General features: G+C 70.2%; 13 protein-coding genes. 7 read left to right on the forward strand and 6 right to left on the reverse strand.

The annotated features are described in order from the left end of the window. Nucleotides 1–14 precede the first annotated feature (14 nt). Together AC4D16_RS12825 and AC4D16_RS12830 are read left to right on the forward strand one after the other, a co-directional pair. A complete protein-coding gene (locus AC4D16_RS12825) occupies nt 15–2,402 on the forward strand; it encodes a phosphoketolase family protein (protein ID WP_490955270.1) in 2,388 nt (795 codons plus the stop codon). Nucleotides 2,403–2,436: 34 nt separating this feature from the next. Next, nucleotides 2,437–2,901 carry an SRPBCC family protein gene (locus AC4D16_RS12830; protein ID WP_490949844.1) on the forward strand — a complete coding sequence of 155 codons (465 nt, stop codon included), beginning with the start codon at nt 2,437–2,439 and terminating at the stop codon, nt 2,899–2,901. An 82-nt stretch (nt 2,902–2,983) separates the two neighbouring features. Here AC4D16_RS12830 and AC4D16_RS12835 read toward each other — a convergent pair whose 3' ends face one another. Then, nucleotides 2,984–3,700: a FadR/GntR family transcriptional regulator gene (locus AC4D16_RS12835; protein ID WP_490950124.1), complete on the reverse strand. Its 717-nt coding sequence runs from the start codon at nt 3,698–3,700 to the stop codon at nt 2,984–2,986. 139 nt (nt 3,701–3,839) lie between these two features. Between AC4D16_RS12835 and AC4D16_RS12840 the strand changes: the two genes are divergently transcribed. From AC4D16_RS12840 to AC4D16_RS12850, 3 genes are all read left to right on the forward strand, one after another. Beyond that, on the forward strand, nt 3,840–5,204 hold the full coding sequence (locus tag AC4D16_RS12840) for an SLC13 family permease (RefSeq protein ID WP_490949843.1): 1,365 nt from the start codon (nt 3,840–3,842) through the stop codon (nt 5,202–5,204). A 62-nt stretch (nt 5,205–5,266) separates the two neighbouring features. Then, a complete protein-coding gene (locus AC4D16_RS12845) occupies nt 5,267–6,475 on the forward strand; it encodes a CaiB/BaiF CoA transferase family protein (protein ID WP_490949842.1) in 1,209 nt (402 codons plus the stop codon). Next, the gene (locus AC4D16_RS12850) at nt 6,472–7,971 is read left to right on the forward strand and encodes a carboxyl transferase domain-containing protein (RefSeq protein ID WP_490955271.1); all 1,500 of its coding nucleotides are present in this window, start codon (nt 6,472–6,474) and stop codon (nt 7,969–7,971) included. The genes AC4D16_RS12845 and AC4D16_RS12850 overlap by 4 nt, the downstream gene beginning before the upstream one ends. A gap of 156 nt (nt 7,972–8,127) precedes the next feature. Here the strand turns inward: AC4D16_RS12850 and AC4D16_RS12855 are convergent, their stop codons facing one another. Further along, nucleotides 8,128–9,237, reverse strand: a complete 1,110-nt coding sequence (locus tag AC4D16_RS12855; protein WP_490949840.1) for a GTP pyrophosphokinase — start codon at nt 9,235–9,237, stop codon at nt 8,128–8,130. A gap of 65 nt (nt 9,238–9,302) precedes the next feature. Here AC4D16_RS12855 and AC4D16_RS12860 point away from each other — a divergent pair, with 65 nt between their 5' ends. Together AC4D16_RS12860 and AC4D16_RS12865 are read left to right on the forward strand one after the other, a co-directional pair. Then, entirely contained in the window at nt 9,303–10,184 is an 882-nt protein-coding gene (locus AC4D16_RS12860; RefSeq protein WP_490949839.1) for an alpha/beta hydrolase family protein, read from the forward strand. A gap of 52 nt (nt 10,185–10,236) precedes the next feature. Beyond that, a complete protein-coding gene (locus AC4D16_RS12865) occupies nt 10,237–10,755 on the forward strand; it encodes an RES family NAD+ phosphorylase (protein WP_490949838.1) in 519 nt (172 codons plus the stop codon). Between the two features lie 15 nt (nt 10,756–10,770). On the opposite strand, the gene AC4D16_RS12870 is transcribed toward AC4D16_RS12865, so the two are convergent. From AC4D16_RS12870 to AC4D16_RS12885, 4 genes are all read right to left on the reverse strand, one after another. Beyond that, a complete protein-coding gene (locus AC4D16_RS12870) occupies nt 10,771–11,520 on the reverse strand; it encodes a phosphotransferase (protein ID WP_490955272.1) in 750 nt (249 codons plus the stop codon). Between the two features lie 93 nt (nt 11,521–11,613). Continuing rightward, nucleotides 11,614–12,393, reverse strand: a complete 780-nt coding sequence (locus AC4D16_RS12875) for an isocitrate lyase/PEP mutase family protein (RefSeq protein ID WP_490955273.1) — start codon at nt 12,391–12,393, stop codon at nt 11,614–11,616. Next, entirely contained in the window at nt 12,390–13,028 is a 639-nt protein-coding gene (locus tag AC4D16_RS12880; RefSeq protein ID WP_490955274.1) for an alpha/beta hydrolase, read from the reverse strand. Before AC4D16_RS12880 ends, AC4D16_RS12875 begins: the two co-directional genes overlap by 4 nt. A gap of 8 nt (nt 13,029–13,036) precedes the next feature. Beyond that, complete coding sequence (locus tag AC4D16_RS12885; protein ID WP_490955275.1) at nt 13,037–14,014, reverse strand: ring-cleaving dioxygenase; 978 nt, start codon at nt 14,012–14,014, stop codon at nt 13,037–13,039. Nucleotides 14,015–14,170 lie beyond the last annotated feature (156 nt).

Below are 14,170 nucleotides of genomic sequence, written 5' to 3' on the forward strand. Positions count from 1 at the left end.
CCGAGGAGGCATACATGACAACGCTGGATGTTCAGGGGCTCGACGCCTGGTGGCGCGCGGCCAACTACCTGTCCGTCGGCCAGATCTACCTGCGGGACAACGCGCTGCTGACGCGTCCGCTCACGGGTGAGGACGTGAAGGCGCGGCTGCTCGGCCACTGGGGCACCACGCCCGGCCTCAACTTCGTCTACACCCACCTCAACCGGGTGATCTCCGAGCGCCGTCAGGAGATGCTGTTCGTGACGGGGCCCGGCCACGGAGGTCCTGCGAACGTGGCCAATGCGTGGCTCGAGGGCACCTACTCCGAGGTGTACAGCCACATCGGCTCGGACGGCGCGGGCCTCAATGCGCTCTTCAAGCAGTTCAGCTATCCCGGCGGCATCCCCTCGCACGCGGCACCCGAGAGCCCGGGCTCCATCCACGAGGGCGGCGAGCTCGGCTACACGCTGGCGCATGCCTACGGAGCCGTGTTCGACAACCCGACGCTGATCGCCGCCGCGGTGGTGGGCGACGGCGAGGCCGAGACGGGGCCGCTGGCCACCAGCTGGCACTCCAACAGTTTCCTCGACCCGGCGGTGGACGGCGCCGTGCTGCCGATCCTGCACCTCAACGGCTACAAGATCGCGAACCCCACCGTGCTCGCGCGCATGCCCGAGGAGCAGCTGCGGCATCTCATGGAGGGCTACGGGTACGAGCCGCGTTTCGTGACCGTGCTCGATCCGTCCGCCACGGAGGAGGCCCACCGCGACTTCGCCGCGGCGCTCGACGACTGCGTGGACGGCATCCACGCGATCCAGGAGGCCGCGCGGACCTCAGCCGCCGGACCTGACGCCGCGGCGGCGCGCTGGCCCATGATCGTGCTGCGCTCGCCGAAGGGCTGGACAGGGCCTGCCACAGTGGACGGCAAGCAGACCGAGGGTACGTGGAGGTCGCACCAGGTGCCCCTCACCGACATCCACGGCGGGGGACCCGAGCACCTGCACCAGCTCGAGGAATGGATGCGCTCCTACGATCCGGCGTCGCTGTTCACCGAGGAGGGTTCGCTGCGCCCCGAGATCGCAGCGCTCGCGCCCGACGGCGACCTCCGGATGAGCGCGACGCCCTACGCCAACGGCGGGTGGCTGCTGCGCGATCTCGCGCTCCCCGCCTACGCGGACCACGCCGTCGAGGTGGCACGGCCCGGTTCCGAGAAGGTGAGCCCCATGATGACCGTGGGCGGCTACCTGCGCGATCTCATCGAGCTGAACCCGCACAACTTCCGCCTGTTCGGGCCGGACGAGACGGCGTCGAACCGGCTCTCCGCGGTGTACGAGGTGACGGACAAGGTGTGGCAGCCGCGCATCGAGGACGTCGACGAGCACCTCGCGCGCTCGGGTCGCGTGATGGAGGTGCTCAGCGAGCACCTCTGCCAGGGCTGGCTCGAGGGCTACCTGCTGACCGGCCGCCACGGCGTGTTCACCTGCTACGAGGCCTTCGTGCACATCGTCGACTCGATGTTCAACCAGTTCGCGAAGTGGCTCAAGGTGCACCGCACGCTCTCGTGGCGCCGGCCCATCTCCTCCTTCACCTACATGCTCTCCAGCCACGTGTGGCAGCAGGACCACAACGGGTTCTCGCACCAGGACCCGGGATTCATCGACCACGTGGTGAACAAGAAGGCGGACATCATCAGGGTGTACCTGCCGCCGGACGCCAATACGATGCTCGCCGTGACCGAGCACTGCCTGCAGACCCGGGACACCGTCAACGTGATCGTCACCGGCAAGCAGCCCACGCCCACGTGGCTCGGACCCGAAGAGGCGTACCTCCACGTGAAGCGCGGTATCGGCATCTTCGACTTCGCGGGGTCGGAGGAGCCGGGAGTGGAGCCCGACGTCGTCCTCGGGTGCGCGGGCGACGTGCCCACGCTGGAGGCGGTGGCCGCGGCCGGACTGCTGAGGGCCGCCGTGCCGGGCCTGAAGATCCGCGTGGTGAACGTGGTGGACCTCATGCGCCTGCAGGACAGCTCGGAGCACCCGCACGGCCTGTCCGCGCGTGACTTCGACACGTTGTTCACGACGTCGAAGCCCGTGGTGTTCGCGTACCACGGCTATCCGTGGCTCATCCACCGGTTGACCTACCGCCGCACCAATCACGCCAACCTGCATGTGCGAGGCTACAAGGAGGAAGGCACCACCACCACGCCGTTCGACATGGCGATGCTGAACCAGATCGACCGGTTCCAGCTCGCCATGGACGTGATCGATCGCGTGCCGACCCTCGGAGCCACGCAGGCGCGGTTCCGGCAGGACCTGCAGGACCAGCGGCAGCGCGCCTGGCAGTACACGCGCGACGCCGGCAAGGACCTCGAGTCCATCACCGGCTGGACGCTCGACGAATCTTCGCCGGACGACGCGAAGTAAAACCCGTCGCCCACAACCAGAAGGAGAATGCCGTATGACAGAGTCACGTATTTCCTCCACCCGCACGATCGACGCCCCCGCAGCGGCGATCTTCCAGATCCTCTCGAACCCCGCGCGGCACGCGCAGCTGGACGGCTCGGGCATGGTGCAGTCGGACAGCAAGACCGACCGCATCACCGCCGTGGGCCAGAAGTTCACCATGAACCAGCAGTGGGACAAGATGGGCGGCGATTACCAGACGGACAACCACGTGGTGGGCTACGACGAGAACAAGCTCCTCGCGTGGAAGACCGCACCGGCCGGGCAGGAGCCCCCGGGGTGGGAGTGGGTGTGGCGCCTCGAGGCCTCAGGGTCAGAGGCCACCGAGGTCACGGTGACCTACGACTGGTCCGCCGTCACGGACAAGGAGATCCTGAAGATGATCACCTTCCCGGCCGTGCCCCAGGAGGCCCTGGACACGACGCTCGGCAACCTCGCCGCGCAGGCGTCCGAGGCGTAAACAGCACCAACGATCGGAAACGACGGCCGGCCCCCACGGGGGCCGGCCGTCGTCGTACGCGGGGTACGAACGACGACGCGGATCAGCCGGTGGAAGCCTCTTTCAGCAGCGCGACGTCCGAGACGAGTTCGATGTGCTGCTGCATGGCGGCGCCCGCAGCCTCCGGGTCCTGCGCGCGGATGGCCTCGGCGATGGAGCGGTGCGAGGTGAGGGACTGCTCGGGCCGGCCGGGCTGCGCGAGGGATTCGAGGCGGGTCTCCAACACCATCTCGCCGATGAACGCCATGAGCTGCGCCATGACGGTCGAGTGCGCGGCCGCGGTGACGGCCTGGTGGAAGAGCTCGTCGCCGTGCGCTCCGCGGTCGCCGTCCTCGATCTCCGCCCGCATGGTCTCGAGGGCGTGGTCGATCGCGGCGAGGTCGGCATCGGTGCGGCGTTCCGCGGCCAGCGCTGCGAGCTTCACCTCCAGCGTGCTCCTCGCCTCGACGATGTCCGGCAGGCGGCTCCGGTGCTCCCGAAGGCCTTTGATGACGCTGGCCACGCTGGCCCGGTGCCGGAGGACCGCACCCGTCCCGTGCTGCACGTCGATGACGCCGAGGACCTCCAGTGCCACCAGGGCCTGGGCGAGGGTGGCGCGGGAGACGCCCAGCCGCTCGGCGAGGTCCCGCTCGGCGGGAAGCAGATCGCCCGGCTGGAGCTTCGCCGCCTCGATGTAGCCGAGGAGCTGCTCGACGAGCTGTTCGTACAGGCGGGGGCGTGCGACACGGCCGAGCGGCGTCGGACTGGCGGCGTCGGTCATCCTGATCCCCTCGGGTAGATGTGGGCTCATGCTACCGGTGGAGTGTTGACACGCACACCGGGTCTCCTACAGGCTAGGCCAGTGATCCTGTTAGCCAGGTCACACCTTACCGTCATCCCATTCCCGCCGGAGGATCCTGATGTCCGCCCCACTCCTGTCGATCATCATCCTCGCGGCGATGTTCCTGATAGCCACCCTGCTCCCGATCAACATGGGCGCGCTCGCGTTCGTCGGCGCCTTCGTCCTCGGCGCCCTGGTGCTCGGGATGGACACCGACGACATCATCGCCGAGTTCCCCGGCGGCCTGTTCCTCACGCTGGTGGGCGTCACCTACCTGTTCGCGATCGCACAGAACAACGGGACCATCGACCTCCTCGTGCAGGGTGCCGTCAAACTCGTCCGCAACCGCGTGGCACTCATTCCCTGGGTGATGTTCCTGATCACCGCCGTCATCACCGCGGTCGGCGCGCTCGGCCCCGCCGCCGTGGCCATCATGGCTCCCGTGGCCCTCGGATTCGCCGCGCGGCACAAGATCTCCCCGCTGCTCATGGGCATGATGGTGGTCCACGGCGCCCAGGCGGGCGGCTTCTCGCCCATCGCCGTGTACGGCGTGATCGTGAACGACATCGTCGGCGAGTCCGGCTTCGAGTCGAGCCCCCTGGCGGTGTTCCTCTCCAGCTTCATCTTCAACTTCCTGATCGCCGTCGTCCTCTTCATCGTCCTCGGGGGGCGGAAGCTGATGAGCTCCCGCATGGGGCAGTTCGTCGAGGAGGCCGCGGAGGCCCGCTTCAACGCGAGCCCCGGCATGCGCAAGGCCGACGTCGCCTACAAGGGCACGGGCAGCGGCACCTACGGACCGCGCGATCCCGCGGGCGACGGCATCGTCGCCACCAAGTCACGCGAGGACCGCATCTCGCAGCCGGCCACGATCCTCGGCCTGATCGCGCTCGCCGTGATTGCCCTCGGCTTCAAGGTCGACGTCGGATTCGTCGCCATCACGATCGCCGTGATCCTCGCGCTCATCTCCCCGAAGGCCCAGAGCGGTGCGGTCAACAAGATCGCCTGGTCCACCGTGCTGCTCATCTGCGGCATGCTCACCTTCGTGGGCGTGCTCACGGAGGCCGGCACCATCACCTACGTGTCCGACGGCGTCGCCAGCCTCGGTGCGCCGCTGCTCGCCGCACTCCTCATCTGCTACATCGGCGCCGTGGTGTCGGCGTTCGCGTCCTCGACCGCCATCCTCGCGGCCCTGATCCCCCTCGCCATCCCGTTCCTCGAGACCGGTGCGGTGAGTGCCGTCGGCGTGGTCTGCGCACTTGCGGTGTCCTCGACCATCGTGGACGTCTCGCCGTTCTCGACGAACGGTGCGCTGGTGCTGGCGAACGCGCCGGAGGGTACCGACAAGGACCGCTTCTACAAGCAGATCCTCGGCTACGGCGCCATCGTTGTGGTGGCCGGACCGATCATCGCCTGGCTCGTCCTCGTGGTACCCGGCTGGCTCTAGACCGGCGAGCTCCCCACGCAGGCCCACGCAGACGCACCGACGATCCACCGCACGGAGGAACCATGACCGCCGAGACCACTTCCACCGCACAGGCCGGACCGCTCGCCGGTCGACTCGTCGTCGATCTCAGCCGCGCGCTCGCCGGACCGCACGCCGGCATGATGCTCGGGGATCTCGGTGCTCGCGTGATCAAGGTCGAGACGCCGGGCACGGGCGACGACACGCGCGGCTGGGGTCCGCCGTTCGTCGGCCCGGAGGAGGACCGCCAGTCCACCTATTTCCTGTCCTGCAACAGGAACAAGGAATCCATCGCGCTGGATCTCAAGAGCGACGACGGCAAGCAGGTCCTCACCGAGCTGCTGCGCCGCGCGGACGTCGTCGTCGAGAACTTCCGGCCGGGAGTCCTCGACCGGCTGGGCTTCTCGACGGAAGCCATGCACGCGCTCAACCCCGGGCTGGTGATCCTCTCCATCACGGGTTTCGGCCATGACGGGCCCGAGGCGAAGCGCAGCGGGTACGACCAGATCGTCCAGGGCGAGGCCGGCCTCATGTCCGTCACGGGCCCCGGCCCCGAGAATCCCCAGCGCGTCGGCGTGCCCATCGCCGATCTCCTCTCCGGCATGTACGGGGCGTACGGCGCCGTCGCCGCTCTGCTCGAGCGCGAGCAGACCGGCAAGGGCCAGGTGGTACGGACCTCCCTGCTCGCCGCCATCGTCGGTGTCCACGCCTTCCAGGGCACCCGCGCCACGGTCGCGGGCGAGGTCCCGCAGGCCCAGGGCAATCACCACCCGTCCATCGCGCCCTACGGGCTGTTCAACTGCCGCGGCGGGAAGGTGCAGATCAGCGTGGGCAGCGAGAAGCTCTGGGCCACGTTCTCCAGCACGTTCGGCATCGAGGGGCGGCCGGAGTTCGCCACGAACGCCGACCGCGTGGGGCACCGCGATGTCCTGATCGGTGTCATCGAGGACGCCTTCGCAGCTTTCGAGGCGGAGCCCTTGCTCGCCAAGCTCAACGAGGCCGGGATCCCCGCCGGCAAGGTGCGCTCGCTCGACGAGGTCTATGCGTGGGACCAGGTGCTCTCTCAGGGTCTGCTCCTGAACGTGCAGCACCCTGTCCTCGGCGAGATCGCACTGCCCGGTCCGCCGTTGCGCTTCTTCGACGGGGCGGTGGAGACCACGCAGACCACGCACGCCGCACCTCCGCTGCTCGACGGCGATGGGCCTGCCATCCGCGCGTGGCTCGCCGAGTCGCCCGGAGGGCCGGCGGCGTGACGGAACCGGCCCGGCACCTCACCGCCCGGGAGCTGATCGGCACGGTGCTCGACGCCGGCTCCTTCGCCTCCTGGGACGCCCCGGTCACCGACGTCGACGGGAGCGCGGGCTACGCGGACGAACTCCGACGGGCGCGCGAGAAGAGCGGCGCGGACGAGTCCGTCCTCACGGGTGAAGGCCTGATCCACGGCAGGCGGGTGGCCGTGATCGTCTCGGAGTTCACCTTCCTCGCCGGGTCCATCGGCAGCGCCGCGGCGCACCGCATCACCGCGGCCGTGCAGCGCGCGACGGCGGAGCGATTACCACTCCTGGCCGGTCCGGCGTCGGGCGGGACCCGCATGCAGGAGGGCACACCCGCCTTCCTGTCCATGGTGGACATCACTGGTGCCGTCCGGGCCCACCGTCAGGCCGGGCTGCCGTACCTCGTGTACCTGAGGCACCCGACCACCGGCGGGGTCATGGCGTCCTGGGGTTCCCTCGGCCACGTCACCGTCGCCGAACCCGGCGCCCTCCTCGGCTTCCTCGGCCCACGCGTGTACGAGGCGCTGTACGGCGAGGCCTTCCCCGAGGGCGTGCAGACGGCGGAGAACCTGTTCGAGCACGGCCTCATCGACGCCGTGGTGCCGCCGGAGCAACTCGCGGGCATCGTGGACAAGGCGCTCGCGGTCCTGCTCGCCGAGCCCTCGGGTCTCCCGGCGGAACCCGCAACGGCGTCGATGAGACCCGGAACGGGCGACGCGTGGTCGTCCATCCTCATCTCACGCAACCGGCGGCGGCCGGACCTCCGCCGCCTGCTCGCCCACGGCGCCGAGGACGTGCTGCCGCTCAACGGCACGGGCCAGGGGGAGAAGGACGCCGGGCTGCTGCTGGCCCTCGCGCGCTTCGGCGCCCAGCCGTGCATCGTCCTCGGCCATCAACGCCCGCGACGCCCCGGGGACGCCGTGATGGGCCCGGCGTCGCTGCGTGAGGCACGCCGGGGCATGAAGCTCGCGGAGGAGCTCGGCCTGCCGCTGCTCACCGTCATCGACACCGCGGGCGCGGACCTCTCGCAGGCCGCCGAGGAAGGTGGTCTGGCCGGGGAGATCGCGCGGTCCCTGCACGACCTCATCGGGCTCGAATCGCCGTCCGTCTCCGTGCTGCTCGGTCAGGGCGCAGGGGGAGGGGCGCTGGCGCTGCTTCCGGCGGACAGGACCATCGCCGCGGACCACGCCTGGCTCTCGCCCCTGCCGCCCGAGGGCGCGAGCGCGATCGTGCACCGTTCCGTCGACCGCGCACCGGAGATGGCCGAGTCCCAGGGCGTGAAGATCGCCGCGCTCGTGGAGCGAGGCGTCGTGGACCACGTGGTCGACGAGCGGCCGGACGCCGCCGAGGAGGGCCGCGCCTTCTGTGAGCGGATGGCGACGGCGATCGAGTACGAGCTCGCGCGGGCCAAGGACCTGCCCGCGGCCGACCGCCTGAGCCGCCGCGCAGGGAAGTACCGCGCCGGCAGCAGCTGATCCACTGATCCGCGGTGTGACCTCCGACCGAGGTGTGCCGCGGTTCAGCCCTGCGGCGCCGACTGTGGCACCTGCGTTCACGACCGGGGCAGCAGCCGCAGCACCCGGGTTCGCGCATCTGGGTTCAGGACCGCGGGCACCAGCCGCTGGGAACGGTCAGCCCTCGGGGTGCTGCGCCCGGTAGATCTCCATCAGCCGACGCCGTCGCTGCAGGCTGTCCCGGCGAGGCGTGCTCTCGGCATCCGCGGCCTCGGCCGTCAGGTCGATGTGCCGCTCCCCGTAGTGCCACAGCAGCATGTCGTCGAGCAACCTGTCCGGACCCGGCGAGTATCGGTGGTCCAGGGCCTTGCGCACGGTGGTGATGGTGTCCGCCTGCAGGAGTGCGGCGAGCTGCTGCGTAGTCTTCAGCCCGTGCGCTGCGAGGAGCTCGGCGGCCCAGCCCCAGTTGTCGTCGGCCTTACGGTCCACGTGCGGCAGAAGCGTCTGCCACACGCGCCTGATCTGGTTCGGGGTGAGCGGCGCACTGCCCTCGCCCTCCTCGTCCCAGAACCCTGTGACAGTCTCGTACCGCTCGTGAAGCTCGGCGAACGCGGTCTCGACGGTCTCGAGCATGGCCGCCGTGCCCGTAAATTGCCGGTCGAAGTAGGGGTTCCACGCCTTCGGGTTGGAGGCCTTGAAACGGATGTCGTGCTCGATCTCGGACCAGGCGTGGGCGAGGACGGTGCGCACCTGCACCTCGAAGAGGTAGCTCCCGGCGGCTTTCGTGTCCGGGTCCACGGCCTGCTGGAAGGCCCTGACCACGTCGTTGTGGATGGTCCGCATGATCAGGTGGCGGCTCGAGTAGCCGTACGTGCCGGACTCGATGGAACCGATGTCCTTCTCCCGGTCGCCGCGGCAGTCGAACTCCTGGCGCTGACGCTTGAGCAGGTTCGCCGCGAGGTCCACCTCGTGCGGCAACGTGGTGATGATCCGGACGCCCACGAGGTCCGTGAGGTTGCGCATCGGGTCCGGGAACACGAGGACCGGCGGCGCTCCCACCTCGGGCGACGGCAGCGTGCGCGAGGCCTTGTCGCGGAAGGATTCCACCGACTTGGTCCGGGCCGTGACGAACAGCGGCTTGAGGTCCGTGCCCTCGAAGATCGCCGCGATGCTGTCGCGCATGGCGGCCGTGACGCGATCGAGTGCGGGCCGCACGCGCTCGAATTCACGGACGTGCGCCTCCACGGCAGGGCGCAGCCGCTCGTCGAGCTCGTCCCACGCACCCATGTGCGCACCCCTTTCCGTCGGTCGTGTCATCGTAGCCAGCCCGGGCGACGGTTACGCTGTCGCCTGTGAATCCCGTGGGCCGCCGTTCCGTCCTCGCCCTGCTGGCGGCTGCCGGCGCCGCAGTCCTCGCCGCGTGCGGCCTCCGCGCGGCCAGGCCCCCGAAGGTCGCCGCTCAGCGCTACGCCTATGGGCAGGATCCCAGCCAGTTCGCCGATCTCTACCTGCCGCCCGACGGCATCGAGGTGACCGGCATCGTCGTGGTGGTCCACGGCGGGTACTGGCGCTCGACCTACGGCGCCGAACTCGGCGAACCCCTCGCGCAGGACCTCGTGCACCGCGGCTACGCCTGCTGGAATCTCGAGTACCGGCGTGCCGGTAACGGCGGCGGCTGGCCGGCCACGTTCGACGACGTCGCAGCCGGTATCGACCACCTCGCCGTCGCGGCGCGGGAGCACGGCCTCGACGTGCGGTCGACGACGGCGCTCGGGCACTCCGCGGGCGGTCACCTCGCGGTCTGGGCGGCCGGCCGCCGGCGACTGCCTCCCGGCGCCCCGGGCGCGGGGGCACCCGCGGTGCCGCTCACCGCCGTCGTCAGCCAGGCCGGGGTGCTGAACCTCCGCGAGGCGCGGGAACTCGGACTGAGCGACGGCGCGGTGGAGAACCTTCTCGGGGAGCCGGACGACGCCGAGCGGTACGAGCTCGCCGACCCCATGACGGCGCTCCCGCTCGACGTCCCCGTTCACGCGGTGCACGGGGAAAGGGACACCACGGTGCCGATGAGCCAGTCGGAGAGTTACGTCGCCGCAGCGACGGCGGCGGGCGCGACCGCGGAACTCGTCACCGTGCCCGGCGACCACTTCGCGATCATCAGGCCGGGATCGAAGGCCTGGATACGGATCGTGGACCTGCTCGACGACATCCGCGGCGCTGCGGTGTCGGGCGCCTGAGCGAGAGTGACGGGCGGGGTGGCGGGCTGGTGACGGGCGAGGTGACGGAGCGGTGACGGAGTCGCGGCGCGAGGAACCGATCGTCGAGGTGACCGCGCCCCTGATGCGCACTGTTCGCGGGACATTCCATCGCGCCGTCGATCCCCGTCACCGCGAGGCAGCCCTCGCAGGATCCCGGGCCGCTGGGCGCTACTCGCCGCCGCACGCGCCGACGCTCTACCTCAGCTCGTCACCCGAGGGGGTGGCTGCCGCGATGATCGCGCACGCTGACGAGCGGAGCAGCAGCCTCGAGGTGCTGGGCTTCGAGGTGGACGCCGCTTCGATCGTCGATCTTCGCGACCACGAGGCCCTGCGGGACGTCGGCCTCGACCCGGCCGATGCTTCCGCGGACTGGCAGCGAGCGCTGGCGGCCGGGCTCACGCCGTCCTCGTGGAGGATCCGCGATGCGCTGGAGGCCCTGGGAGCGAACGGCGTGATCGACCCGTCGCGCAAGCGACCCGGGCTGTGGCACCTGACGCTGTTCTCCTGGAATGTGGAGGGCGGTCCCGTCGTCCGCCCTCGGACGCGATGAGGCCGTGACGGAAGATCAGGCGGTGAGCGCCCGTGCCCACACCTGCTCGTGGGTCCGCGCATACTCCGTCACCGCGTGCCAGTGGGCGCCGTGCCCGTCGGCGTACATCGACGCCCACGGCTCCTGCCCGGCATCGTGTGAGGACCTCAGCAGCTCGTACATCGCCGCCGCACGCTCGTGGAGGGTCTCCGGCAGGCGGTCGCGAAGGATGTCATCGGCGTCGTACCCGTCCACCAGCGCGCGCAGGTTCCGCGCAGCTGATCCGGGCGCTTCGGTGGGATCGGAGAGCGTGAACGCCTGGGCGGTGTAGGCGAGATCCCAGAGCCGCGTGCTCGGGGCGGCGGCGTCCCAGTCGATGAACGCCCATCTCTCGCCCATGACGAGGTTCCAGGGCGCGAGGTCGTGGTGGCAGACGAGCTCGGCGCCGGGGGACGGGATCGCCGTCGTCCACTGAGCGCCGACCGGCGGGACGAACGCGGCGCTCGCGTCATGGATGGCGCGCACCATCGCTCCCACGCGCTGCAACTCCGTGCGCGTCAGCGGAGCCGACCCGAGGGCGAGCCGTCCCGGCACGAACTCGATGACCTGGCGGCCCAGTTCGTCCCGGCCGAGGTGCGCGGGAACGTCGACGCCGGAGGATCGGACCGATTCCATGAAGGCGACGACGCTCGGCGTCGAGCGGGTCCATGCCTTCCGCACCGTGGCACCGACGCGCATCACGCTGCCGCTCGCGTTCCCGCCCGTCAGGCGCTCCTCCTCATCCACACCCCGATGCTAGCCACTGGGCTGCCGACGCCGGATGCACGACGACCCCGGCCCGCCCGAGAAGGGGCCGGCCGGGGTCGAGAGGAGGGTGGATCAGTTGAGCGGCAGAGTGCCCTCGGGCAGCTGGCCGTCGGCGAGCAGCTCGCGGGCCGAGTTCGCCAGGGCCGTGAGGGCCACGCGCTGCGTCCACGGACCATAGGAGATGCGCGCCACGCCCAGTTCCTGCAGGCGCGACGGCGCGAGGCTCCCCGGCACGTTGATGACGCTGAGGCGCTGCGGGCCGAATGCGCCCACGAGGGTGGTCACGGCGTGCTCGTCGAGCAGGCCGGGCACGAACACGTTCGTGGCTCCGAGATCGAGGTAGGCCTTGCCGCGCTCGACGGCGTCCGCGAGGACGTCCGCCGGGTCGCGGTCGCCGGCCTTCACGAAGGCGTCCGTCCGGGCGTTGAGCACGAAGTCGATGCCCTCCGCACGGCCGGCCTCGAGTACCGCCGTCATCTGCGCCACGGCGTCCGCGAGCGGTCGCATCTGGTCCTCGATGTTGGCGCCGACGATCCCCACGCCGATCGCTCGGCGCACGGTGTCACCGGGGTTGCCGTAGCCGGACTCGAGGTCGGCCGAGACAGGGAGGTCGGTGGCGGCAGCGATGCGCCCCACGGCGGTGATCATCTCCTCCACGGGGATGTTCTCGCCGTCCTCGTAGCCGAGCGACGCGGCGATCGAGTGGCTCGCCGTCGCGAGGGCGCGGGTGCCCGGGATGTCCGCGATGGTCTTCGCGCTGATGACGTCCCACACGTTGACCACCTGCAGGATCTCCGGGGCGGAGTGGAGCTGGGCGAGCGTGGTGGCCTTGGCGGCCACTGTGTCTGTCATGTCGATACCTTTTCCGTGTGTGAGGTGATCCAGGCGGCAGCGGCGTCCACCTCGGTGGGGTGGATGCCGTGACCGCCCGCTCGGACGTTCCGGCTTACTTCGGCGCCGCGGCTCTCGAGGACCGAACCGAGCCGCACCACGCTCTCGAGCGGCGCCATGGCGTCGGCCTCGCCGTTGAAGAGTGCGATCGACGAACCGGCGAGGTCCGCCTCGACCGTCCTCCCCTCCAGCGGGTACATGCCGGAGAACGCGACGGCCGTCGGGAGGACGTCCGGGTGGAGGATGGCCGTCGCGAGACCGATGTTCGCGCCGTTCGAGAAGCCGACGGCGATGATCCTGCGCTCGCCGATACCGTACCGCTCGCGGGCCCAGCCCACGAAGGCGGCCAGTTCACCCGCGCGCCGCACCACGTCGTCGACGTCGAACACGCCCTCGCCGAACCGGCGGAACCACCGGTTCATGCCGTGCTCCTGCACGGGTCCGCGCGGTGCCAGGTGGCCCGCGCCGGGCGCGAGGCGCTCGGCGAGCGGGACGAGGTCCTGCTCGGTGCCCCCCGTCCCGTGCAGCAGCAGCAGCACCGGAGTGCCGGGGGAGCCCGGCTCGAAGAGGTGCGGCCAGTCGTGGGTCTCGCTCATGTCCGCTCCTAGTTGACGAAGGCCTGGATGGCCGGGTTGTTCTCCCTGGGGAGTTCGATCTTCGCGACCGCGTGCGAGATGGCCTCGCGGTTCGGCTCGAGCCACGGCGGCAGCTTCAGCGAGCGGCCGAGTTCCAGCAGGGGCTCGTCGATGTCGAAGCCCGGGGTGTCCGTGGCGATCTCGAAGAGCGTGCCACCCGGCTCCCGGAAGTAGATGGAGGTGAAGTACTGGCGGTCGAGGATCGCCGTCACCCCGTAGCCGCGCTCGGCGAGCTCCTGGCGCCACTGCTCCTGCGTCTCCTGGTCGGGTACGCGGAAGGCGATGTGGTGCACGGTGCCGCCGGCCACGAGTCCGCGGTCACCGCGGGTGTCCGTGACGACGTCGACGACGGTGCCGGGCTCGCCCTCGTGCGTGCTGAGGCGGTAGCGACCGTCCTTCTCGGAGAGGAGGGTCATGCCGAGGTCGCGCGTCAGGGTCTCGAGCGTTCCGGTGGGGTCCTCGACCGTGAGGACGGACGAGTGCTGCCCGCGGACGGCGTACTCGGCGGGTACCGACGCGGAGTCCCACGGGTTCCGGGGGTCCGAGAGCGACGACGCCACGAGGTCGATCTGCAGGCCGTCGGGATCGCGCAGCGAGAGGCGCTCCTCCTCGGAGGAGGCGCGGGAGACGGTGGACTCGACGCCGAGTGCCTTGAAGTGTTCCTGCCACCAGCCGAGCGTGCCCTGCGGCACGGAGAACGCCGTCGTGGTCGACTGACCCGCGCCGATGCGCCCGCTGCGGATGCCCTGCCAGGGGAAGAAGGTCAGGAGCGAGCCGGGGCGGCCGGACTCGTCGCCGTAGTAGAGGTGATAGGTGCCGGGATCGTCGAAGTTGACGGTCTTCTTCACCAGGCGCAGCCCCAGGCCCTTGATGTAGAAGTCGATGTTCTTCTGCGGGTCCCCCGCGATCGCGGTGACGTGGTGGAGACCTTCGGTTCGTGCGGTCACTGTGTCCTCCTCGGATAGAGCCGGAAGATCAGCCGGCTTGTCCATGCAAACGCATGCATCACGATGATTGTTCCCGCTCCCACGGGGTGGTCCGGGAGGGCGGGTACGCAGTCTGCTGAGCGTCGTAAGTGCTCACCTTCCTATGTCATCCTGTGT

This window comes from Arthrobacter sp. TJ-236, from assembly GCF_058269235.1.